Source organism: Streptomyces sp. P17, assembly GCF_032436805.1.
Classification (GTDB): domain Bacteria; phylum Actinomycetota; class Actinomycetes; order Streptomycetales; family Streptomycetaceae; genus Streptomyces.
In genome coordinates this window covers 37,305-59,679 of record NZ_JAVRBF010000057.1, presented here as the reverse complement: position 1 = coordinate 59,679, position 22,375 = coordinate 37,305, and the positions used below count along the sequence as shown (strand labels likewise).

The following is a 22,375-nucleotide window of genomic DNA, read 5'->3' as shown; positions in this document are numbered from 1 at the left end:
ACGCTGTCGGCCTCGACGGTCAGGCGTACGGAGAGGTTGCCGTTGGGGGCAGGGCCGACGGCCCCGTGCTGGTCGTGGAGCGCGTCGAAGAGCGCTTCGTAGGTGTCAGGGGAGACGTCTGCGGCGTCGAACTCGACGTACACGCTGAACGGCTGCACGGGGCTTTGTCCTCATCTGCTGAAACGGCGGTTGAGCCGGGCTGCTGGGGAGTCCCAGCGGCCCGGCGGGGTCAGTCCTTGGTCTTCTTCTTAGCCCGCTTGGGCTCGGGCTTGAATCCTGCCCGCTTGAGGTAGGGCATGCAGTTTGGCAGCGACCGGTGGTCGGACGGGGTCTTAGGGAGGTAGGTGACGAACTTCCCGTTCTTTGTGACCAGGTGGTGCTTCTTGCCCTTGCGGACCTTCTTCAGGACCTCTTCGTCCCGGCGGCCCTTGCCCTTGCCGTCGACCTCGAAGCCCTGGTCCCGCAGCTTCTCGATCAGCTGGTCTACGTCCTTGCTCGACATGCTCTCCCCTACCGGGGGCCGCTCCCCCTCTGACTCTTAAAACTATACATGCGAGAGATCGCTGATGCAAGTCTTAAGAGTCGCTTGTGGGGTGTTGTTCCAGGTCCGCGTGGTGCGTCACCTGGCCATGGTGCGGGTGATCTGCTTGCCGGGGTCAGGGAGCCCGAGTGCGATGAGGGCGTGCCGCAGCTCGCGGTCGAGGACGTCGAGGCAGCGGGGGCACAGGAACAGGGGGCCGGCCGGGGTGTCGGCGCAAGGGCCGCGGCCATAGGTGCAGGCCGCGCACGGCACGCCTCCGGTCCGGTGTTCGTAGGCGAGGGACTTGTGCATCGCGTAGCCCTCGGGGTGGCGCAGGACGCGGGAGTGGTCGAAGGCGCGGGCCCGTTCGAGGGCCTCCTCGGCGGCGCCGTCCGGGTGTTCGCTCGTCCATCGCCATTCGGGGCAGGTGTCGTGCGGGTCGGTCTGCTCGCAGGCGAGGACGGTGTACACCCAGGTCGGGTCGGCGTCGGACACGTTGACTCCGTGGATTGGTGGGGCGAGTCGTCAGGCGTGAGGGCGGGCGGCGGCCTGCCGTTCGCGGAAGTGGTCGATGAGTGCTGCTGCGGCGCCCTCGGGGGAGCGGTAGGGGTCGGTGATTCCGGGGCCGGTCCAGCGGCCGTCCTCGGTGCGCCGGATGGGGCCGGTCTCGGTGTCGCCGACGCGCACGGAGCGGGTGCCGGCGTCGGACTCGCCGCCCAGCTCGGCTTCCCGGAGGGTGCTGAGGATCGTGCGGACGCTGCCGTGGCGGCCGGCGTCCTCGAGGAGGAGGGCGGTGGCGTTCAGTCGCGCGCTCGTGTCGGCGGCGATGGCGGTCAGTTCCTGTGCCAGGGCGTGGACTTCGGCCGCGGTGTCGGAGGCTGCGGCGTGGAGGTTGCGGGCCGCGGTGGCCAGCTCGCCCAGGGCGGAGGCGGCTGTACGGCAGTCGGCCCGGTTCTTCGCGCAGGGGCCGCTGGGCAGCTGGGCCGCCGCGTCGTCGAGCGTGCCGAGAGCGTGGAGGGTGGCTTCCGGAAGGGTGGGAAGAGCGTTGGCGAGGGCCTGCACGTCGCGGTAGGTGCGGAAGGCGGTGGCGAGGGCCTGGTCGGCGGAGTGGGGGTCGGGGAAGGGGCCGTCGAGGTCGGAGACGGGCTCGGTGGCAGTAGCGCCGAGGCGGCCGGCGGCCATTTCGGTGAAGGCCAGCAGGCGGGCGAGAGGGAAGGCCATCCAGTCGCGCTCGTCGCCGGCGGCCTGGGAGAGCAGGGCCTGGGCGGGTTTGCGGACCTGGTCCAGGAGGCGGGCGACGCGCCGGCACCCGCCGCGGGTACCGATGGCGAAGTGCTCTCGCACGATGGCCTCCAGACCGTCGAGGATCGCAGTCACGTGCTCCTGGCGCAGGGCGTGGAAGAAGTAGGCGCGGGCGGCCGCGTCGACGATCTCCTGGCGCTGGAGAGGGATCAGGGCTACTGCGGCTCGGGCCTCGGAGGCGCTGGAGTACGGCTGGTGCTCCGCGTCGGCCGGGCCGTGCAGGGCGATGTGGAACACCGCGGCGTCCTCGGCCGCCCGCAGCGCGTCCGCCCGCTTGGGGCCTGAGTCGGCTCCGGCGCGTCCGCGGTATCCGCCGGCGGCGGCGTCGACCTGGCCCACGACCAGGTCGTTGGCGTCGACGACGTCGGCCGGAGCGGAGTCGTCGGCGGGCGGGCGCAGGCGGAAGGCCGGGAACGCCTGGAGCTGGCGGTTCATTGGTCTCCTCTGGGGGTGGATGCCGGGCCGGCGCGGGCGCGTGGGCCGGCCCGGGGGGCGAGCGGATGGGTCAGTTCGAAGGGCTCAGGGCCGGGAAGTTGCGGCGGACTTCCTCGCGGGCCCACTTCTCCAGTGCGTCGGCCTGGGCGGTGCCGGCCGTGCGTTCGACTGCGGTGCGCCAGCGGAACGGCGCCTTGCCGCCGCGCTCGATCAGCTCGGTCCGGATGACGTGGACGGCGTCGGTGTATCGCAGCAGCGGCAGTTCGTCGGGTGCCTTCTCGCGGTGGGCGCTGGCGAGGACCTGGGCGATGTCGTCGGCGAGCAGGGGGAACTCGACGGTCATCCGGATGCGCAGGCGGCGGTCGTTGGGGTCGCGGTAGGGGACGAAGGTGGAGGTCACGAAGGAGTGGGCTCCTTGGGTCGGGGAGGCTCGGGGGTCAGGGGCGGCACAGGCCCGTGTGGTCGGTGTCGAGTGCGCAGTAGTCGCGGCACTGGTGGCCGTCGGCGGCCTGGCGGGTGCCGGCGCTCTCGTGGCAGTCGACGCACAGGGCCGGTGCGGTGGGCAGGTCGTCCTCGCGAGCGAGGAATCCCGCGGAGCCGCACTGCTCGCAGGCCTGCGGATCCTGGTGCGCGTGGCAGTTGCAGTGCCGCGTGTGGTGGACGGCGGGGTCGTCGCCCTCGAAGACGTGGTGGAAGCGGCCCGCCGTGTCGACGACGAGGGTGCCCTGCGAATGGCCGGGGTCGGATTCCCACTTCGCGTCCGTGTGCAGGGTGCGCTTGTGCTGGCCGGCGATCGTCTCCAGCACGGCGAGCACGAGGTCCCACTCCCGGCTGCTCCCCCAGTCGTTGTCCTGGCCGGACGACAGCCCGTGCAGTGCGGTGGCGTCGTCGGAGTAGGTGAGGGTGAAGAGGCGCTCCAGCGGGCGCAGTTCGGCCAGTTCCCGCGTGATGCCTTCGACGGGGACGGGCTCGCTGAAGGCGATGGTGCCTTCGACGTAGGACTCTGCGCCCATGGCTGGAGTGCTCCTTGGCGGGGGGAGGGGAGGGGGCCTGTTGCGCCCGGCCGGGCCGGGCGCACAGCCGGGGGAGGGGCCTCTACTGCTCGAAGCAGCAGGAGGCGGGGATGCCGTCGTACTTGTGCCGCTTCACGTCGTCGGGGATGGGGTGCTTGCGCGTGGCCCGCAGTTCCTCGGTGGACGCCTCGTCCAGTTCGACGGTGACGTAGGTCTTGGTGCGGGCGGTGCGGGTGGCGGTGACCTTCCCGGTCAGGCCGACCAGGTACTGCGGGCGGATCCTGTCGATCCGAATGAGCGCGCCGGTGGTGATGGAGGCAGCGCGCGTCTCGCGCAGGGCCTTGGCCCGATCCTTCGCGGCGGCGTAGATCCGGTCGAGATCGTTCTGCGAAGCGTGCAGGGAGACGAACGTGATCGCCGCTGCCAGCGTGGGTGCGCTGTCCTGCGCCGTGGACGTGGGCAAGTGGTGGACTCCTTGGAATTGAAAGAGGATGGCGGAACCCGCCGTTCGACTCTTAAGACTATACATTCACGGTGGGGCTGGGCGCAAGTTTTAAGAGTCGACCAGGGGTGTGGGGTGGCGCGCGGTCAGCGCACCGCCGCCCCGGCGAACTACGGGCGGTCGACCGCGCGGATGAGCTGGATGAGCCCGAACAGGAGCCGGACGGATTCGTCCCACAGGGTGAGGTCGATCCGGCCGGACGACAGCCGGGCGAAACCCCTGTCCTCGTCGTCCCGGGTGACGATCTCCAGGGCCTCCGGGCGCGAGCGCAGGTCGTCCACCGACGGCCACGGCTCGTCCACGCACTCGCACTCAAGGTCGTGCGGGCACTCCTCCAGCTCCAGGACCCGGGCGCGTACGCGCTCGTAGGCATCGGTAGTCAGCGAAACGAACGCGATCTGCGCGCGGTCGCCGTGCCCGCTCTTCAGCAGATGGGCCCTGAAGCCGTGCGATGCCACCTGGCACCAGGCGTCCGGGCCCTCGCCACGCCACGCCTGGTGGACGCTGCCCCGGCCGTCTGCGGCGCGGATCAGCACAGTGGCGGAGACGTGAGCGGCGGCCGCGCTTGCCGCGTGTGCTGCGTCGATGCCGGCGCGCAGGGCGTGGGCGAGATCGGCCGGGATGTCGGTCGGGGGAGTGCTCATCGACGTGTCCTTCGGGTCGGAGGGGCGGTTCAGGCGGCGGACGCGGACGCGGACGCGGACGCGGACGCGGGGTCGAGGCGGAGCGTTCGGCAGTTCATGCAGCGCTTGCCGTTCTCGACGGGCAGGAAGAACGCGTGGCCGCCGTCCTGTGCGCCGGGGGACGCGTTCAGGCACCGTTCCGGAACGGGAAGGCTGTCGAGCAGCTCCAGAGCGGCCCGGTGGTCGTCGGCCCGGAGCGTCATGGTCCGGGGGTTCTCGGCGGCGAGCTTGCGGATGAATCCGGCCAGCTCGTCGCGCTGGGCTCGAAGGGACTCCAGGGATTCGGGGGTGCCCGCCGCCGTGGTCGGGGCGAGAGCCTGGGTGTCTATAGGTGCTCCTGGCGGCAAAGTCCAACAGATTTGACTCTTAAGACTCTACGCGCCGGGATGACGGAATACAAGTCTTAAGAGTCGATAGCAGCGAGTGTCCGGCGCTGACGGCCGCCAGCGAGCTGCCGACTGCGCATGCGTCAACCGTGCCGCCAACCAACTGGCTGTGTATTCTCACGGGTGCGGCTGTTACTGCAGCCACTGCCAGCGAGCGCGGCCCGGACCGCGTTCGCATCTGCGGCGGAAAGAAGTGGATGCTTCGTCAGTGAGTTGACCGCAGACGTCTGTCGGCGCGCTGGTCCGGGCTGTCGTGCCGCAGGAAGACTGGCCATGGCCCGCGACAAGACTGCACGGCTTCGCATGGACTACACCGGCGAGCCGTACTCCTCCGCATTCCAGTGGTTCCGCAGCCGGGGCCTGTTCAACGGGCTCGTGCCCGATGCCGCATCGCCTCAGCAGCAGTTGCTGGAGGCATGCGTTCTTCAGACCCTGGCCCGGCCAGCCCCGGGCGGACTTCCGTACCTCGCGGCTCCTGGGACCGCCTTCGGCCTCGAGGGCGTCTCACCCGACTTCGACGTCCTCCTTCTGCGGCCGGCCGGTGACCTCGTTGCCCAGGTTCTTGCGCGGATCCTGCCAGCAGCCGCTGCCACCGGTGTGACAGGTGTGCCGGGCCTTCGGGCCCAGGTCAGCCGACGCTCCGGTTTGACGGTGGGGCGAATCGGCGAACGCGCAGTGATCGAGGTCCAGTCGAGTCTCACGGGAAACGTGAGGGCCGCCCAAAAAGATCTTCATGAAGCAGCCGAGCTCGTCACCGCCGCCGGGCTGACTCCGCTTTGGACAAATACGGCTCTGGCGGAGGGCGAGAGCGAGGCCTGGCACCGGTTCTGCCAAGAGATCGAGGACGCCGCGCCGTGGAGCACCGCACTGCGAAGGATCGGACTGTTCGTCGAGCGGACACCCGACTGGACGCGCCGTCCGCCGGCACCGCAGGAGCTCGCAGGGCCCAAGCCGGACCGGATCCGGCCGCGTTCCGTAGGGCCGGGCAGCCGAGTCACTGGGGTTGTAGCGGTGGCCCCCGGCATGGGGAGGGGCGGTGTGGGCTGTACGACAGCGGTGGTGGCACTCGCCGGAGCGCTCGCACGCAGCGGTGTCGACGTCGGAGTGCTGTCCGCGGCGGACAACCCGAACAGGATCCGCTCCGTCATGGCGCACCCTGCGGCTCCAGGGCCCGACGGCTGGTGGGACTTGGTGGCGATCGAGGGAGCGGGCACCATCCGTGCCGCCGACGTGCCCGGGGATGCAGACGCCCACGAGCTGATCGAACGAGCCCGCACCATGTTCGACGTCGTGATCGTCGACATCGGCAACGGTGGCTACCACAGCGACTGGTGCGCCTTCGCGGACATGACCGTAGGGGTCGTGCTTCACAAAGAAGAGATGTGGGCTGGAAAGCGCCTCGTCGACAGGCGGCCCGACTCCATCCGGTTCTTCGCGTGGCTGAACGACCAGTTCAATCGGTTCCGCACGGGCGGCCGTCTGCTGAGTCCGCTGGAGAAGATGCTCAACTACCTCGACGAGGAGTTCCTTTTCTACGTGACCGACCGGGAGTCGGACGGCGAGCCCATGGTCTACGACGCCTCCAACCCCGAGGACGTCGAGCAGTGGTGGTCCTCCTACGCCTTCGCAGACCAGATCGGCGTCGACGAGGACGAGGAAGGCGAGGACGAGAACGAAGCAGAGGGCGACGACGGGGGCCTGTGGCTGCCGGCAGAGCACGAAGCGCCCTACCTCGATCAGTGGCGGGAGGAATTCCTGTCGTTCCTGGCCGTAGAGGGCAGGCGCCGCCACGAGAACGTCTGGGACCAGGCGGCGCAGCAATGGGCCGCGCGGAACAAAGCCCGCAACCTCAAGGGGTTGCAGCCCGGCGAGCGCGAGGTCGCCCACGACGCATCACAGGAGTTCGCCAGCGCTGTCGAAGACGACGCGGTCACGCGATGGGGCCTGGAGATGTGGCGGACGCAGTTCCCGGTGTGGGAGGCAGCACGCGAGGCGGGCGACGACCTGATCCGCCCGTGGGGGCACCTGCTGGAGACGGTCGCCCTCCCGCACGATCCGAGCGATATCGCCGGCCACCTGCGCCAGCAACTGCACGGGCTTCCCGATCAGCCGACCGTCGTTGTCCTGGCGCGTGCCGAGAACAGGCTCGGCGCCGACCGGCTCACCTCCGTGCGTGACGAACTCATGGATGACGGCTACCGAGGCCTGGTCATCCTCCCCGAGCTGCGCGCACTCGCCGAAATGCTGCGCGATGTCGAGACGGTCGCAAAACGCGGGGGCGAAGCCGCCGGCGCGGCGAACCGCCTTGCGCACGTCGTCGCCAACACGCTGCGCGAGACAGCCGCCAGGCCGGCCAACCGCCGGTGACCACCGCCTCCAAGGAGACCGGGCAGTAAGCCTCCGAGCACCCGGCGTCGCTGCCCTAACGGCACCACGAAGGAAGGCCGGCACGCCCGGTCCGGGACTGAATATGCAGGTGGGGCGCGCTTCACACGAAGCGCGCCCCAGCATCTCCCCGGGCTCGAACCGAGATCCCGAACCGGATCAGCCGATGAAGTCGGCGACCAGCTCGGCGAAGGCCTCCGGCGTGAGGACGTTCACCCCCAGGTCCGCCGCCTTGGCCGCCTTCGAACTCGGCTTGCCGTTCGCCTCGGCAGCGACGAGGAAGTCCGTCTTGGAGTTGACGCTGCTCCCTGCCCGGCCACCGGCCCTCTCGATCAGCGCGTTCATGTCGCTGCGCCCGTACCCGTCGAGAACTCCGGTCATCTTGCCGGTGACCACGACCGTCTTGCCCGCCAGCGGCCCCTCGCCCGGCCCGGTCGTCTCCGGCTCGGGCTCCTCCATGTTGACGCCTGCGGCGATGAGCTTGGCGATGACCGGCGCCATGTCGGCGACCTGCTCGACGATCACGGGCGCCTTCTCCGGGCCGATACCCTCCACCCAGCGCAGCGCGTCCGCGTCGGCCGCGCGGATGGCGTCCATCGTGCGGAAGTACGCGGCGATGCGGCGGGACATGCTGCGCCCGGTGCCCAGGATGCCCAGCGCGCAGAAGATCCTGTTCAGCGGCAGGGCCTTGGCCGCCTCGATCTGCTCGGCCAGCTTGGCACCCCGCTTCGCGCTGCCGGAGGCGGCGGTGAGCTGCTCGACCGTGAGGCTGAAAAGGTCGCCGAGGTCCGTGACGGCCCCGGATTCGACGAGGGCGTTGACGTACTTGCTGCCCAGACCGTCGATGTCGAGCTGGTCACGGCCCGCGGCGTACTCGATCAGGGCGGGCAGACGGCACGCGGTGCCCTTCACGCAGCGCCACCGCTCCTGTGCCTTGTTGATCTCGCTGCCGCAGTTGGGGCATACCTCGGGCAGGGGCACGGGCTCGGCGCTGCCCGGGCGCAGTGCCACGACCGGGGCCTGCACCTGCGGGATTACGTCACCCGCTCGGCGTACGGTCACGGTGTCGCCCAGGTGCAGGTCGCGGCGACGGATGTCGGCGGGATTGTGCAGGGTGGCCCGGGTGACGATCGTGCCGCCCACTTCGACGGGCTCCAGTTCCGCGGTGGGGGCGATGACGCCGGTCCGGCCGACCTCCCAGATCACGGCCTTGAGGGTGGTCATGCGTTCGACGGCGGGGTACTTGTAGGCGATGGCCCAGTGGGGGAAGCGGCTGCCGACGCCGACGGCGGCCTGCTCGGCGGTGTCGTTGGCCCGGATGACAGCGCCGTCGATGTCGAACGGCAGCGACGGGCGCAGCGCGGCGATGGCGTCGACCTGCTGCTGCACCTCGGCCAGGGTGGCGAAGACGTGGAGCCCGGCCGGGGTGTGCGCGGTGGTCTGGACGCCCGCGTCCGCTACCGCCTGGAGGATCTCGGCGTGCGTGGCGTTTTCCGGGAGGAACGCCTCCCCGTCCAGCTCGACCGCGCCGTACGCCCAGAAGGTCATGGGCAGTTCGTAGGGGCGGTTCTTCGCGCGCAGGGTGCCGGAGGTGGCATTGCGCGGGTTGGGGAACACCTTCGCGCCATGCTCGGCCCGCACCATGTTGGCGTGCTCGAACTGCTCGCGGCTGAACAGCACTTCGCCGCGGACCTCGAAGGTGAGGGGCGCATCGAGCTGGATCGGCAGGCCGACGATGGTGCCGATGACGTGGCTGACGTCCTCGCCGTGGGTGCCGTTGCCGCGGGTGATGAGCCGCTCCAGGCGGCCCTTGCGGTAGCGGGCGGCGACGGCGGCCCCGTCCATCTTCAGGTCGATCGCCCATCCGCCGGTGACCGGACGGCCCAGGCGCCGTTCCACCGAAGCCCCCCAGGAGACGAGGCCTTCCGGGTTGAACACGTTGTCAAGGCTGAGCAGCCGGGTGGTGTGGGTGATGTCGCCGACCGGGGCGGTCCCGGCGCCGACCTTTCCGGTCGGCGAGTCGGCGGCCACGGTCTCGGGGTGATCCTTCTCCCAGGCCTCGATCGCGCGCAGCAGCTGGTCGTAGCTCGCGTCGTCGAGCGAGCTCTCGCCGCCGCCGTAGTAGGCCGCGGCGGCCTCGCGGGCCTGGCGCACGGCGTCCTTGTACTGGGCAGGGCTGGACAGCACCGTTTCGGCGGGAAGGGTCGTCATACAGCGAATCCTTTCGCAGGGGTCTGACATTGGGTGGTCAGCGCCGATCTGCGCTGACCAAGGGGGTTCGGTCGGGAGAGAGGGGTGCCCCGCTGGAGCAGCGCCCTTGGGTTACCGGCTACAGGGCGGGAAGGCCTTCGTGCTGGCGCAGCAGGTTGGCCAGGACGATCCGGCGCTCCTCGTCGTTCCAGGGCTTGTCGCGCTCGGTGCGGATGCCGACCTCGGCGAGGTAGGCGTTCACCGCGGCCCTCCGCTGCCGCTGGGCGTACTGCTCGGGGGTGAGGAAGTGAGTGCGGCTGTGGCCTTCACCGCCGTCGTCCTGCGTGTCCCGGCGCAGCTTCCACGTACGCGGCCGGAAGCCCTCGCGCGCCCTGACCTCGGTCATCTCCAGCCAGACCGGCGGGGCCTTGGTCACCTCCACCTCGATCGGCTCGCCAGAACCAGCGCGCCAGCGTGGCTCGACGACCAGCAGGCGGTCGCCCACGCAGATCGGGGTGGAATCGGGCTCGGCCATCGGAACTCCCAGGGCAAGACGGGGCGCGGGTTCGCGCGGGACGCAGGCGAATTGGTTTCGGCGTACGCCGGGAACGGGGGATGCGGAGCCGGTGGTCCTCGGCTCTGGTTATGCAGGACCATTCCGTGTGACTCTTAAGACTATACGCAATGCGGAGGTTGGGGGCAAGTCTTAAGAGACAACGCGCTCGGCCGCCTGCAGACCCTCCCGCGACGCGACCGGCACACGGTCAAGCGGGACCACGCTGCCCGGGATGAACTCCGGGCGCGGCGCGTCGGCCGCTGGCGCCGGGCCCTCTTCGCCCGTGATGTGCCACACCCACAGTGCAAGCGCCGCGTCCAGCGTCGTGCACCAGCCGATACGCCGGCCGCCCCGGTAGATCTCCAGCCCCATGCAGTCCTCGCACATGCAGCACGCCGCGTACTTGCCGCGGTGCTGCGTCGCGATCCCCTTGTACGTGCGCCCCCGCCACTGGCCCCACTGCAGCCGGAACGCGGACCGCTTGGCGTCGGCCAGCTCGGCATCCGTGACCACCTTCACGCGGTCGATGGACTCGCACAGCCACGACTCACGCTCGGTGCCCTCGTGGGCGACGGCGCGCACCATCCAATTCCCGTTCTTGAACAGGTCGACGACACGGTGCGCGGTCTGCTGCTCGTGGAAGTCCTGAATCACCCACGCCCCCGGCACGACTTCCGGGCGCAGCTTCCCGCCGTACTCCTGCGGCTGCTCGTTCACGTCGTAGTCCCCGGCACGGACCTCCCAACCATCCACCGTGCGCGGGTACTTGGGCGCAGCCTCTGCCTCGTCGCTATCCGCCGCCTCCGAGCCGGCCGGGACCTGGAGGGTAGTGACGGGCCCGGCGTCGGCGGCCTCCCGCGCGGTCACGATCGCCTCACACGCGGCCCGGGCGTGCTCGTTCGCCTTGTCGGCCCACTCGCGGGCCTCGGCCACGAACACGCCCGCTTGGTCGGCGGCCTCGGCCGCGTCCAGGGCCTCTACGGCGTGCTCGGACGCCTGCCCGGCCGCCTCTTCGGCCTTGCTCCACTCCCCAGCCTTGGCCGCCTCTACGGCCGTCGCAGCGTCGGTGTGCGCGCATATCTCGGCGTAGCTCGCAGCGTCCAGGGCGAACGCCCCGGCGACCAGCGCGGCACGGTCGGCGCGCTCCTCGACTGCGGCGGCCGCCGCCGCGTCCTGGACCTTCTTGCCCGCCCCGGGCTGCTTTTCGCGCACTGTCGCGCGGGCGGCACGCTTGGCCCGCTCGTCGCCCATCTCGCACGCCTCGGCGAGCAGCTGCTCCACCATGTCCGCGGCCGGCCACGGCGCCACCTGACCGGCGCTCAGAGCATCCGCGAGCATCTGCCCGGCAAGCTCCGACGCGCGGTCGCACCACTGCTGCCAGTTGAGCTTGCACAGCTTCGGCGACGGGTCACCCCCGGCCAGCCGGCCCACGACGTCCAGCGCGGTGCGCCCGTGGCGACGCTCGCCGTCCAGCATCCAGCCGGCCAGGCATCGGCCGCACGTGACGATCTCGCCGCGCTCCCCGTTCGGGCCCGACACGGCCACCCGGAAGAACTCCCCGGACCGCTTGCGGCTGCACTTGCCGACGAACGGCGCGGACGTCGCACAGGTGGGCTTCTCGTCCTCGGCCTCGGTGACGACCGCGAGCACCTCGAACGGCCGCTTCGAGAGCGACGTGAGACCGGACGACCAAGCACACCACGACCGCGTGTAGAGCGCGTGGTCCACCTGCCGACGCTCCCACGTCTCCGGCGTCGAACCGTCCATGTCGCCGCCGCGCGCGTGGTCCCAACCCCACCGCGCCTCGACCAGCAGACCGGCCACCCCGAACCGCGAGACGAGCATGACGCCCGCCTCCACCTCGGTGCGCTTCTCGTCGGCCGACCAGTCGACCTCGCCCGTACAGTCGCCGTACCGGGCCCACACGTCGGCGAACCGCGCCCGGGTCTGTGCGTCGCACCGGATACGGCCGAGCAGGGCGGAAAGCGCGCGGTCCTCGAGGTCACCGTTCCACCAGTAGGTGTCCTCCCCGTGCCCGGCCTCCCACAGGTCATCGCTACCCGACCAGCCACAGCGCCGCACCCGGTACACGTAGCCCTCGACCGTCACCAGGCGCCATCCCGCGCCCCCCACGAACCCGGTAGGCGAAAGGGTCTCGCCGGGCTCCAGCGCCCCATCAGGGAAGCCGTGCCCGGCCTCGGCGACCGGAGCCGTCTCCTCGTCGCCGGCGCGGCCCGGCCGCGGACGGGCCGTGCCGAAGAGCGCCAGTTGGGTGGTGTGCGGGTGATCGGGGGTCACGCTGTCGATGCTCCAGAGATCGAATGTGCAGGAGGGGTACGGGGCGGTGGGCCGCTGGGAAGACCCGGACGATCAGCACGCCGTGGAGCAACCGCCGTAGGCGGGGAACTGGGCATGCGAAGCGGGTGGTTCTCGGCTCTGACCGCCTCGCCCCCGATCGGTCCGGGGGCGAGACGGCACGGTCGACCTACTGCGCCTTCTTCCGGCGGTGGGGGCACTTGTAGAAGTACGCCCAGGCGACCGCCGGGATCGAGACGGCCAGGCTGAACGCAAGACCGAAGGCCACACCCTGGAGAATTTCGACGAGCAAGGAGATTCCCCTCTGTCGGTACACGCGACAACCCCGCTTGACTCTTAAGACTATACGTAACCGTGTGGGGTGATGCAAGTTTTAAGAGACGAGTAAGTGGTGTGGTCGGATGCGTACGGCTTGAGCGCCGGAACGAGCGCCGTGCAGACCACCGCTGAGCACGGGGTTCCAGCGGGACGAAGAGGCGGCGGCGTCTGCCCGGTACTGCGAGGATCGTCCGCATGGATCGCAGGGACTATCTCGGCCAGTCGATGATGACGGCCGCCGTACTGCCGGCGCGTGCCGCCTATCTCATCCGTACGGGCAGCCACACCGGCTTCCGCCGGGCCGTACAGGAAGCGAGCACCCGGTGGGGCGGGATGACCGAACCCATCCTCGCCGTGCCGGACAACGGTGAGATCCCCGACGAACTGCGCGAGACCGTAGCCGCGGCGAAGGTCGAAGCCGCGGTGAACGTGGACGTCGACGACGCCCTCGCCCAGCGCGCGGCTGACGCCCTCGGCCTGCCCTGCGTCCCGATCGCCAAGATCGACCAGGCCGGCGCCGCGAGGTTCACCTGCCACCCGCTGCACGTCAACCCTCCCGTGCAGCCGTCCACCCTGCCGGTCGTCGCCGTGAGCGGCGCCCCGCTGTGGCAAGTCGCCGCCGCCGGCCTTCTCAACGAGGACCAGGCCGCAGAGCTGCGGCCCACCACACTCGCCGTCCGCCCGGGCCAGCCTGACGAGTACGGCCGGAACCAGATGTATGGAGCCACCCATCTGCAGAGCACGATCGCGCAGTTTGGCGAGCACCGCAGCAGCGCCATCGGGACACTTCCCGCGGCGGTATGGATCACCGATCCCGACGACATCGAGGACTGTGTCGCCTTCTGGAACGCCCGCGCGCTACGGCCGGTCAGCCACCCCGGGATGCCCATGCTGCTCCTGCCCACCGGAGAGGTTCAGCACTGGCTCGGCCTCGCCCAACAGCTCGCCGGCATGCTCGCCCGACCCGCGGAGTTCGCTCCCGACGTGATGCTGCTCAGCAAAAACGTCCCCCAGGAGCAGCTGCACGAGATCGCCGAGATCCTGGAACTCCAGCGCACAGACGCGGAGGTGAAGATCAGCGAACAGTTCCCCACCCCGGCACTGCGGCAGCCACCCTTCACCTACCGGACTGGCCTCGAACCGCGCCCGTGGCTCCTGCGGGACCGCGAGTACGGCTTGCCGACCTCGTTCGACGTGCACGTGTTCACCGGGGACACAAGCACACTCCGGTTCACCTCACCCGTCCACTTCCACACCCTGGGCAGCTGGGCGCTGGTCCGGCTGTGGGGCAGCCCGCTCGACGGCCTGCCCCGACGCGACTGCGTCGCCTCGCTCGTCGATCCGAACGCGCAATGGCGAGGTGACAGCATCCAACTGCACACTCGCGCGCAGAACGACTACACCTTCGGGCTCACCGTGCCCACCCTCGCCCAGGCGACCGAGGCCGTGCTCGAGGAGGTGAGCGCCCGTCACGCCCTGTCGGACAAGGGCAAGCTCGGGGTCGCGTTGCAGGCTCAGGCCGACATCGCCGCTCTCCTCGAACCAGGTGTGTACGAAGCCGTGATCGCCCTCACGACGCCCCGGTCCAAGGAACTCCTCAGGGAACTGCGGAAGATCCAGGCCGAAGGGACGGCCGACGCCGCGCAGCTGGTCGAGCTGGCCTCAACGTGGGGCGGCCGCGCCGAGCGCCGCTACCGCCCCACCACGAAGCTGGGACTGCCGCCGCAGCGGGCCTCCGAAGCGGCTGAACGCCTGTGCGAACTCGGCTGGGCCGAACGCGGGGTGGAGACCAACTGCGCCCAGTGCGGGGTCCGCACCTTCCACCCCTTCGAACAGACGCAGCGCCGACCGGTGTGCCCGGGCTGCTCCTCGCCAGCCCGGTACGAGACCACCGCCGACGGCCTTTCCGTCTTCTACCGGCTCGACAGCTTCGTCGACCGCGCCAGCGACCAGGGTCTTCTTCCTCACCTGCTCGTGATCGCCGCGCTGACGAAGGAGGAGCCGAACTCCTACTTCCTCCCCGGCTTGGACCTGTGGTTCACCGACCAGTCGCGCGGCGAGGCCGATGTCTTCGGCCTCTACAGCGGGCGCGTGCTGTCCGGCGAGGTGAAGACGTCGGCGTCTCAGTTCACGACCGACCAACTCACCCACGACATTGAGCTGAGCACTCGCCTGGGAAGCGACATCCACCTCCTCGCTGCGGTCGACACCGTCCCCGCGGCGACCCGCGAGCAGGCCGCCGAGCTCTGCGCGGGCGCCGGACTGGAGCTCCTTGTCCTCGACGCCCAGGAGCTCCGCCACACCTAGCACCAATGCGTCCGGCTCGTAGGGCGTCAGGAGCCAGGGGAGGCAACGGGCGTGTGCCTGGGGCCGCGTGAGAAACGGGGCGTGCGGGCCACAGGGTGACGGCTCTCGGAGTACGCGGGGGACCCTGCGGTCCCTGGCCGGCCGTCTCACCCGGCCGGTCCGGAGTTGAATCAGAGCCCTGGAGCGCCTGCGCCCGCTTCTGGAAAGGTGGGAGAGGGCCGGCGCCCGGGGCGCCGGCGGGCGCGTCAGGACGAAGGGTGGAGCGGGAGGAGGTCCTGCGGATCGTGCGGGTAGGGGCCGGTGAAGGAGGGGTGGTCGACGAAGACGTCGACCTTGCCGTGGCGGCCGGGGGCGGTGTTTTTGACCGTGCGCACGCAGCCCTCCCAGGTGACGAGGTCGCCTTCGTTCAGGTCCTCGACGGCCCGCAGGGTGTACGCCCTCGGTGCCCAGTCGCCGTCGTAGTAGAGGTCGGTGTGGCCGTAGGTGGCCGGGCCGCCCACCTCGGCCCTGACGGCCGGGTGGGACAGCAGGCTCGGCCCCAGCGGGTCGGACCAGCAGATCCGGCGGGTCTCGGTGTCCACGGCGAAGTAGGCGCCGCCGAGGTCGAGGTAGACGCATCCGTCCTGGTCGTCGAGCAGGCGCGGCAGGGCTGCCACGGGAGGCCTCCGTGGGTGCGGGGCGCGTAGGCGCCGATCGGTCAGACGGACTGGGAGAGCAGGACGGCCGGAATGCTGAGCTCGGGGCGGGGCATCTCGGAGTGCTCCGGGTGCCAGAACGTGCCGTAGTTCCCACCAGCGTTCATCGCGGGCACGTATGCGCCGACGTCAAGGCCGCGTTCTGCGGGGGCGTCCTCCACGTCGAGGGGGTGGGTGGCCGGGCCGATGAGGACGAGGGCGTCGTCCGGCAGGTCCGGATTCTCGGCCAGGAAGGCCCGGAGCTCGCTCAGGCGCATGCCCGGGACGGCGATCGCGAAGGGGTGGCGCCAGTCGGGGGCGACCGCGGCCTCGCTGACGGTGGCTCCCTCGTTCATGGAGTCCGTGGCTTCGTCGCCGGAGAGGACGAAGAGGGTGCGCTGGCCGTTCGCGGGATGTCCCTGGTAGTGACCGGCCTGGTAGTGACCGGCGGCGAGCCCCAGGGCGTCCTCGGCGAGGCGGACGAGGTGACCGGTGGGCACGGAGGCCAGTCCGCCCGTCTGGCCTTCGACGGCGAAGGCGCTCGTGCAGACGGTGACGGTGGGGCTGCCGTAGTGGAGGGCGACGGGGGACAGGGGGAGCTCCTTGGGTCCGGGGATGCGAAGTGGTGCTGTCGTACGTGCTGGTGAGGGGTGCCGGGCTACCCGTCGCACTGCGCGCAGAAGCGGTGGCGGTGGTAGTCCTCGGCGAGCGCGGCGATCTCGGCCTGGACCTCATCGGGAACGGAGCCGTCGTGCTGGAGATGACCGGTCATCCAGGCGTGGTCGGGCCCGCCCGCGCCCGGGTCGAGGACATGGGTACGCACGTCCGGGCCGGTAGCCCTGGCGCCGTTGGCGTACACGGTGACGCCGGTCTGGCCGTCCGGGTCGCGGTCGACGACCACGTCGATCCGGAGACCGGCTGCGGGGCGGCGCAACTCGTAGCGCAGCTGGCCGTTGACGCGCAGCTCGTACACGCCCGCGTGCGGGTCGAGTTCGCGCACGATCGCAGGCTTGCCGTGGGTGTCCGCGTTGTCCCAGTGCTCCCAGGCCTCGTCGGCCGTGGCGGGGGTGCCGTCCAGGTCGCGGAAGCCGTTGTGGCGGGTGACCCGGGTGAGCGTGGCGCGCAGCTGTGCGAGCACCTTGGTGTGGTTGCGGGGGATGGTGCGAATGGAAGGCAGTCCTCTCTCGTGTCGTGGCCGGTGTCGGCTACTCGTCGTCGGCGGTGGCCAGCCGTACGGTCTGGCGGATGGCCGGGTCGTAGCGCTCCAGGGCCTCGGTGCAGGCGAAGTAGGAGTCCTCGTCCTCGCCGGTGGCCAGGTTGCGGCCGGTGAGGCGCCAGCCCCCGGTCCAGACGCTGCCGATGAGGCTCGGCCCGTACGGCACGACCTCGGTGGCGGTGCCGATGTACGAGGTGGTGCGGCCGTCGCGGCCGATGCGGGTGACCACGATGCGGTCGCCGTCGGTCGGAGAGAACACGAGACCCTCCTGGAGGGAAGGGGGTCGAGGGGTGTCCGTCTGGGCTCATCAGGACTTCGGGAGAGCCGAACTCGAGGTCCTGATGTGGTGGGCGAGGGACCGGCGCCGCCCCCGGAGCGGCCGGGGGCGGCGCCGACTGCCTACGCGTCCTGCGAGTTCCGCGCGCGCCGCGACCGGACGTACACGATCGCGGTCGCCGCGATGACGCTGGTGATCGCGGTCTGGAGCGCGGCGGCGGGCGTCAGGGACCCGACGACCGCCGTGAAGGCGAAACCGCCAGCGGCACCGGACACGGCCAGGAGCAGGAACTCAGTCGAACGTCGCACCAAGTGCACCTTTCGGTGAGGCGGGGCTGTTCCCCGTCGACTCTTAAGACTCTACATCGAGGAGAGTCCTTGCGCAAGTCTTAAGAGACGCTTTGGGGGTGGTTCGTGGCAGGCCCTACGCCAGGACTTCCAGTGCCCGCAGAGCGCGCAGGTGCCCGGCAGCCTCATTCGCGCCGGCCAGGAGCGCGTCGCGGTGAGCCTCCGCCCGCGCCTGTGCCGCGAGGGCTCGTCCGGTGAGGTCGCCCTCGCTGAGGGTGTTTCCGCAGGCGACGGTCGTGTTCGGACCCAGGTCCCACACCAGGAAATTGACCGCTGCTCCGGCCACCGCGAGAGGGTCCAGGTCCTGAAGACTCCAGGTCCAGGCGTGGGGGTCGACGCCGTGGTCGCGCAGACGCTGGGCGACGGCCCGGAAGATGCCGCCGGTTCCGCCGGCGGGCTCGTACAGGGAGCTGGACGCCGGAGGCTGGTCGCCGATCGCCAGCGAGACCAGGACGTCGGTGGCGTCGTCCGGCGTGTGGTGCTCGGCCAGCCATGACCGGTCCTCGCGGTGGCGGAGGCAGACGATCGTCCAGGACATCAGGTCGACCTCAGAGCGGGCGGAGGGATCGGCCGAGCCGGTGTGATGCAGCACGCCGTGCTTCAGCGCCGTCTCGGCGACCGCCTTGACCGCGTAGAGCGTGTCGTCGTCGTGCTCCTCTTCGGCCCACCGCAGAAGGGGCCCGGCCGCGCCGATCAGGTCGGGACGGCGCAAGTAGTGCACGGCGGCGACCTGTCCGACCGTAGGGGGCCACCGGCGGGCCGGCTGGGAGGCGAGGAAGCGGGCGAGGCCGGCGGCATGGGCGGCGCCGGGCGACTTGTGGGGCCACAGGGCGAGCGTGGCGACTACGCCGCAGGGGATGTCCATCCGCCCGCGGCCGTAGGCGCGCTGCCAGGTCTCTGCCACTGCTTCGCCGAATGCCGCGCCGTCGGAACGGCGGGTGGGAAAGGGTGGTGGGCGCCGCGCCGGGGCGGGCGCGCTCCGGTGGGTGTCGGTCAGGGACGGTCTCCATGATCTGGGCAGGCCGGGGCGGACCTGCGGGGGGCGGGACGGACATCCGCCTGACGGCGGATGTCCTCGGCGGCCGGTCAGGCCGCGGTGGCCTGCTCGCGTGCGCGCAGCTCGGCCAGCGGCAGGGGCCGGCTCGTCCCTCCGCGGCGGTCGCGCAGGATGGCGACGGGGCCGAGGAGCTCACGCAGCTCCTCCTCCTTGGCCTCCGCGTAGGCGTACTGCTCGGGCAGGGTGGCGAGGAGGTGCTTGAACTGGCGCTGGCCGGCCTTGACGCACGATCCGTAGCAGTTGTTGTGCGGGAAGCCGAGCTCGTACAGCAGCGGCGGCCGCACGCCGAGCGCGCGGATCTCGTCCAGGAGCTCGTCCTTGGTCGCGTCGGGGCCGTCGGCGAGCGGGAACTCGGTGCGCCAGGGCTGCCAGTGGTGGGCGATGGCCGGGATCCGGCGCCGGTCGCGGTCGTTGGGCTCGATGCCGATGTAGGCGATCGTGTCGTCCGGCGGAGTGTGTTCGCTCATCCAGGCGCGGCACGGCTTCTGCTTGAGGATGAAGGTGCAGTGCGCGAGCCGGTTGTTTCCCAGGAAGCGCTGGTCGGCGAAGACCTGCCACGGATCGCGCCCGTCGCGGACCACGGTCAGCTCGACGCCGAGCAGGTGGGCGATGTCGTCGGAGAAGCGCCACAGGTCGGGGTGCTCGGCGCGGGTGTCGGCGATCAGCAGGGTCAGGTCCTGGGTGCCGTGCTGCTCGGCGACCCGCACGGCGGTGATCGCGGATCCGATGCCGCCGGAGAACTGGACGACGTGTCGGGCCAAAGAGCAGGTTCCTTTCACGGGGAGGTGGTGGAGCCCGGCCTGCCCGCAGCGCGTGGGGGCGGCCGGGCGGCGCGCTAGCGGCTGAAGGCGCCGCTGCGCAGGTCGACGGTGAGGACGTCGCCGCTGGCGGGCTGGTCGAGGCAGGTCAGATCGGGCAGCAACTCCTCGAGCTCGGTGTGGGTGGCGTCGAAGGGCGAGGTGGAGGCGCCGTCGGCGTGCCGGAGCAGGAGGTTGCTGGGCGACCAGTGCGGCGGCATCCCCGGGTGGGTGCGGGTGCGGATGCCGACATGCGTGACGGGCGCGGCGCTGTCGGTCTCGCCCTCGTCGAGGGCATGGGCGACGGCTGTGCGCAGTTCGGCGAGGATCGCGGACCTCTTGCGCTGAAGTTGGTGCTGGTCGACCCGGTGCCCGACCGAAAGCAGCTGCTCGTCGGACAGCACGGAGAGCACGCCGTCCATCAGTTCGGGATCAGTCACGGCCGACGGGCACAGCAGCACTGGCTGCATCGGCCGGTCGTGCAGGGCACGGGCGGGGCTGTGGGGCATCATGTCCCTTCCGTTGTCCCGGGGCGGCGCAGCGCCCGGGGACAACCACTGGGCTGGGCGGCGGGTGCGCCGCTGGGGAAGCGGAGGACCGGCAGGGACTGCCGGCCCGGGGCGTTCACGCGGGGCGCGGGAGCGCGTAGAGGTGGCACTCCCGGTCGTGGCGGGGGTTGTGGCTCTCGCGGGCGTAGCAGCAGCAGTGCCGGAGCGGGGCGGACAGGCAGTCCGCGATGAACTGGGCCGCTGCCGAGGAGTCCTGCGCGCAGTCGACCGTCCCGCCGTCTCCGGTGATGTACACCGGGTCCCCGACGGCGTCTCCGCGCTCGTCGTGCAGGAAGACGCTCCACCCGGTGTGCTGGGCGGGAACGTGGCGGAGCGAGCCGGCCCGGTCCGCGACGACCAGCGTCCCGTAGGTGTCGCGGCCGAGCCGGACGGTGACGCTGATCTGGTCGCTGTGGGCGCCGTAGGTGACGGACAGCCCGTTACCCGGCGTGATGCCGTGTACGGCGAGCGCGGACAGGAGCGTGTTACCGGCGGTGGTCGCCGGATGCGCCAGCCAGGCGGCGACCGCCCGCGCGCACACCTCGGCCTCGGCAGTCAGAGGGCCAGGAGCGGCCGTGGTGTGAACGGTGCTGACCTCGTGGAAGTCGGGCGGTCCGTCGGGAATCCACGCCGAGGCACTGAAGTGGGCCCGGGCCTCGCGCGGCTGCCGCTGCCGGCCGGTGGTGTTCCACTGCACCGTGACGTGGACGCCGTCGAGAGCGTTCGCCTTCGGAACGGCGGCCGGGTAGGCGATGATCACGCCCTCTTCGCGGTCGAAGTGAGCGCCCAGGCCGGCGGCGGACAGCGTGCCGAGGACAGTGCTCACCGGCGAGGAGGCAAGTGCTGGGGTGGTGCTGGACATGGTGGCCCTTCGGGGTGTCCGGGCGGGGTGACGGCATGCGCTCCCGCCGGTCCCGGGGCGCCGTAGCGCCCCGGGACACCATCTGGGGAGGACAGCGGCTGCGCCGCTGGGGAGGCGGAGGGCCGGGCGGTCCCGCCCGGCCCGGGCGGCTGCTACCGGCTGACGCCCTGCGCGGCCGCCTTGACGACGACCGCCAGACCGTCGAGGGCGGTGGCGAGCTCGCTCTCGGTGACCTTGACGGTCGGGACCGGGACGGGAGCGGAGGCGGGGGCGTCGATCCCGTTGAAGACGCGCAGGAGGCTGCGGATCATCTCGCGGGTCTCGTCGCTGGTCGGAGCCTCGACACCGGCCGACCGCGCCGCCGTCGCCATCTGGTGCTGGCCGAGCGAAGCGATGTCCTCGGCGCTGAGCATGCCGTGGTGGGTGATGTGCAGGTAGTACGCGGTGGCCAGGGCCTTGCGGACCTGGTTGAAGCGCTTGTAGGTGCTGGAGGCGAGGCCGGACGGCAGGATGTGCTGGGCCAGGGGCAGTTCGACGGTGATGCGCGGGCTCGGGATGGCTGTCTCCGATCGACGGGCTGTCAGGGCCGGTTCTCCGGCCCCGGTTTCGAGTGAGGCTGGGGAGGCCCCACAGTGACCGCAGTGATCTGCGGGCGTCTCCAGGAGCGGCAACCCGCCCCCAATCGACTCTTAAGACTATACATGGCGAGAGGTTGTGATGCAAGCTTTAAGAGTCGAAAGCGGGGGTCGGTGTGCGGAATGCGCGGGGCCAGAGTGCTAGGCGCCGTCCTCGCTGAGGACCCACACGTAGGTCATCGTGCCGAGCACCGAGGCTCGGCGGGCGTACACGCGGCCTGCGGGGCGGTGGAAGGACACCGTGGCCTGCTCCTCGCCGTCGAGGATCGCCAGGAGCGACGCGCGCAGCCCCTGAAGCGACACGGACGGCCTGCGGCCGGACGCGTCGAGCCCTTCCCGCTCGGCCAGCCGCCGCGCCGTCTCGTGCGCGGGGGCGAAGTGGTGCACGCCCTCGCGGTGGCCCTGCGGCAACAGCACGTAGGGGACCGCGCTGCGCCCGGGCGCGAGGACCAGGCCGTCGACGTCGCCCGCCGTGACAGGGGCACCGGGCAGCGCATGGTCGGTGGCCGGGGTGGAGGGGATGAAACGGACCGCGTCCGGCTCCTGCGGGTACCACAGGCGCCCGCGTGCCGTGCGGTCGGTGAACGGCCGCGTGTCCTCGGCGAACAGGTAGTTGACCCAGCGGCCGCCCCACCGGTGCCAGACCTGGGGACCGTGCACCGCGGCCAGCCGGTCGCGGTCCCAGAACCGCAGGGGCGCGGGGCAGGCCGGGAGCGGTGCCGGGGTAGGGGCGGTATCGGTCATGCGTTCCTTACGTCGGAGGGTTCTTGGGGCCGGCGGGCGGCCAGGGTCTTGCGCGTGTGCAGGGGGCAGGCGGGGGCGGTCAGTCGGCCGCTGCGCACGGGGTGCAGGTCACGTCGAGGGGCCGGCCGCTGGCCAGGGACTCGGTGGCGAACGGGCCGTTCATCCCGCACTTGGTACGGGCGTTGCTGATGTTCTTGTACGACCAGCCAGGCTGAATGTCGTGCGTCTTTCCGTTGTGCGTGAACCGGGCGACGTACTCGGCTTCGCGTGCCACCGGCACGCCTCCTTCGGATCGGGGGCAGGAG

Annotated in this window: 26 protein-coding genes; 2 read left to right on the top strand and 24 right to left on the bottom strand. The window is 71.0% G+C overall.

Features of this window, described 5'->3' with window-relative positions:
• Positions 1-229: 229 nt before the first annotated feature.
• From RMT89_RS30985 to RMT89_RS30950, 8 genes are all read right to left on the bottom strand, one after another.
• Positions 230-502: a hypothetical protein gene (locus RMT89_RS30985; protein ID WP_007497899.1), complete on the bottom strand. Its 273-nt coding sequence runs from the start codon at positions 500-502 to the stop codon at positions 230-232.
• A gap of 117 nt (positions 503-619) precedes the next feature.
• The gene (locus tag RMT89_RS30980) at positions 620-1,015 is read right to left on the bottom strand and encodes a hypothetical protein (RefSeq protein ID WP_007497901.1); all 396 of its coding nucleotides are present in this window, start codon (positions 1,013-1,015) and stop codon (positions 620-622) included.
• Positions 1,016-1,045: 30 nt separating this feature from the next.
• Positions 1,046-2,257 (bottom strand): hypothetical protein, encoded by a 1,212-nt coding sequence (locus RMT89_RS30975; protein WP_315887041.1) that lies wholly within the window; start codon positions 2,255-2,257, stop codon positions 1,046-1,048.
• A gap of 70 nt (positions 2,258-2,327) precedes the next feature.
• On the bottom strand, positions 2,328-2,657 hold the full coding sequence (locus RMT89_RS30970; protein WP_007497905.1) for a hypothetical protein: 330 nt from the start codon (positions 2,655-2,657) through the stop codon (positions 2,328-2,330).
• A 37-nt stretch (positions 2,658-2,694) separates the two neighbouring features.
• Positions 2,695-3,270, bottom strand: coding sequence for a hypothetical protein (locus RMT89_RS30965; protein ID WP_007497908.1), 576 nt, complete (start codon positions 3,268-3,270; stop codon positions 2,695-2,697).
• An 82-nt stretch (positions 3,271-3,352) separates the two neighbouring features.
• Positions 3,353-3,733 (bottom strand): hypothetical protein, encoded by a 381-nt coding sequence (locus RMT89_RS30960; protein ID WP_007497910.1) that lies wholly within the window; start codon positions 3,731-3,733, stop codon positions 3,353-3,355.
• 149 nt (positions 3,734-3,882) lie between these two features.
• Positions 3,883-4,416, bottom strand: coding sequence for a hypothetical protein (locus RMT89_RS30955; protein ID WP_007497912.1), 534 nt, complete (start codon positions 4,414-4,416; stop codon positions 3,883-3,885).
• A gap of 29 nt (positions 4,417-4,445) precedes the next feature.
• Positions 4,446-4,802 carry a hypothetical protein gene (locus RMT89_RS30950; protein ID WP_139063561.1) on the bottom strand — a complete coding sequence of 119 codons (357 nt, stop codon included), beginning with the start codon at positions 4,800-4,802 and terminating at the stop codon, positions 4,446-4,448.
• A 312-nt stretch (positions 4,803-5,114) separates the two neighbouring features.
• Here RMT89_RS30950 and RMT89_RS30945 point away from each other — a divergent pair, with 312 nt between their 5' ends.
• Complete coding sequence (locus tag RMT89_RS30945) at positions 5,115-7,208, top strand: hypothetical protein (protein ID WP_139063562.1); 2,094 nt, start codon at positions 5,115-5,117, stop codon at positions 7,206-7,208.
• A gap of 177 nt (positions 7,209-7,385) precedes the next feature.
• Here the strand turns inward: RMT89_RS30945 and ligA are convergent, their stop codons facing one another.
• The 4 genes from ligA to RMT89_RS30925 all read right to left on the bottom strand — a co-directional run bounded on the left by ligA (position 7,386) and on the right by RMT89_RS30925 (position 12,580).
• Positions 7,386-9,437: an NAD-dependent DNA ligase LigA gene (ligA, locus tag RMT89_RS30940; protein ID WP_007497918.1), complete on the bottom strand. Its 2,052-nt coding sequence runs from the start codon at positions 9,435-9,437 to the stop codon at positions 7,386-7,388.
• Between the two features lie 118 nt (positions 9,438-9,555).
• On the bottom strand, positions 9,556-9,951 hold the full coding sequence (locus tag RMT89_RS30935) for a hypothetical protein (protein ID WP_007497919.1): 396 nt from the start codon (positions 9,949-9,951) through the stop codon (positions 9,556-9,558).
• A gap of 171 nt (positions 9,952-10,122) precedes the next feature.
• Complete coding sequence (locus RMT89_RS30930) at positions 10,123-12,270, bottom strand: hypothetical protein (RefSeq protein ID WP_007497922.1); 2,148 nt, start codon at positions 12,268-12,270, stop codon at positions 10,123-10,125.
• Positions 12,271-12,457: 187 nt separating this feature from the next.
• Positions 12,458-12,580 (bottom strand): hypothetical protein, encoded by a 123-nt coding sequence (locus RMT89_RS30925; RefSeq protein ID WP_279627030.1) that lies wholly within the window; start codon positions 12,578-12,580, stop codon positions 12,458-12,460.
• A 221-nt stretch (positions 12,581-12,801) separates the two neighbouring features.
• Here RMT89_RS30925 and RMT89_RS30920 point away from each other — a divergent pair, with 221 nt between their 5' ends.
• Positions 12,802-14,913 carry a hypothetical protein gene (locus tag RMT89_RS30920; protein ID WP_007497925.1) on the top strand — a complete coding sequence of 704 codons (2,112 nt, stop codon included), beginning with the start codon at positions 12,802-12,804 and terminating at the stop codon, positions 14,911-14,913.
• A 245-nt stretch (positions 14,914-15,158) separates the two neighbouring features.
• Here the strand turns inward: RMT89_RS30920 and RMT89_RS30915 are convergent, their stop codons facing one another.
• The 12 genes from RMT89_RS30915 to RMT89_RS30860 form a co-directional block, all read right to left on the bottom strand.
• Positions 15,159-15,569, bottom strand: coding sequence for a hypothetical protein (locus RMT89_RS30915; protein WP_007497928.1), 411 nt, complete (start codon positions 15,567-15,569; stop codon positions 15,159-15,161).
• 41 nt (positions 15,570-15,610) lie between these two features.
• Positions 15,611-16,258, bottom strand: coding sequence for a hypothetical protein (locus tag RMT89_RS30910; protein WP_244313395.1), 648 nt, complete (start codon positions 16,256-16,258; stop codon positions 15,611-15,613).
• Positions 16,246-16,725: a hypothetical protein gene (locus RMT89_RS30905; RefSeq protein ID WP_007497932.1), complete on the bottom strand. Its 480-nt coding sequence runs from the start codon at positions 16,723-16,725 to the stop codon at positions 16,246-16,248. The genes RMT89_RS30910 and RMT89_RS30905 overlap by 13 nt, the downstream gene beginning before the upstream one ends.
• A 67-nt stretch (positions 16,726-16,792) precedes the next feature.
• The gene (locus RMT89_RS30900; RefSeq protein ID WP_007497934.1) at positions 16,793-17,062 is read right to left on the bottom strand and encodes a hypothetical protein; all 270 of its coding nucleotides are present in this window, start codon (positions 17,060-17,062) and stop codon (positions 16,793-16,795) included.
• A gap of 140 nt (positions 17,063-17,202) precedes the next feature.
• Complete coding sequence (locus RMT89_RS30895) at positions 17,203-17,388, bottom strand: hypothetical protein (protein WP_007497936.1); 186 nt, start codon at positions 17,386-17,388, stop codon at positions 17,203-17,205.
• Positions 17,389-17,503: 115 nt separating this feature from the next.
• Positions 17,504-18,331, bottom strand: a complete 828-nt coding sequence (locus RMT89_RS30890) for an N-6 DNA methylase (RefSeq protein ID WP_007497938.1) — start codon at positions 18,329-18,331, stop codon at positions 17,504-17,506.
• Positions 18,332-18,513: 182 nt separating this feature from the next.
• Entirely contained in the window at positions 18,514-19,245 is a 732-nt protein-coding gene (locus RMT89_RS30885; RefSeq protein ID WP_007497940.1) for a phosphoadenosine phosphosulfate reductase family protein, read from the bottom strand.
• 74 nt (positions 19,246-19,319) lie between these two features.
• Positions 19,320-19,793 carry a hypothetical protein gene (locus tag RMT89_RS30880; RefSeq protein WP_007497942.1) on the bottom strand — a complete coding sequence of 158 codons (474 nt, stop codon included), beginning with the start codon at positions 19,791-19,793 and terminating at the stop codon, positions 19,320-19,322.
• Between the two features lie 112 nt (positions 19,794-19,905).
• Positions 19,906-20,691 carry a hypothetical protein gene (locus RMT89_RS30875; protein ID WP_007497944.1) on the bottom strand — a complete coding sequence of 262 codons (786 nt, stop codon included), beginning with the start codon at positions 20,689-20,691 and terminating at the stop codon, positions 19,906-19,908.
• A gap of 152 nt (positions 20,692-20,843) precedes the next feature.
• Complete coding sequence (locus RMT89_RS30870; protein WP_007497946.1) at positions 20,844-21,362, bottom strand: hypothetical protein; 519 nt, start codon at positions 21,360-21,362, stop codon at positions 20,844-20,846.
• Between the two features lie 105 nt (positions 21,363-21,467).
• The gene (locus RMT89_RS30865) at positions 21,468-22,070 is read right to left on the bottom strand and encodes a hypothetical protein (RefSeq protein WP_007497947.1); all 603 of its coding nucleotides are present in this window, start codon (positions 22,068-22,070) and stop codon (positions 21,468-21,470) included.
• A gap of 79 nt (positions 22,071-22,149) precedes the next feature.
• On the bottom strand, positions 22,150-22,344 hold the full coding sequence (locus RMT89_RS30860; protein ID WP_007497949.1) for a hypothetical protein: 195 nt from the start codon (positions 22,342-22,344) through the stop codon (positions 22,150-22,152).
• Positions 22,345-22,375 lie beyond the last annotated feature (31 nt).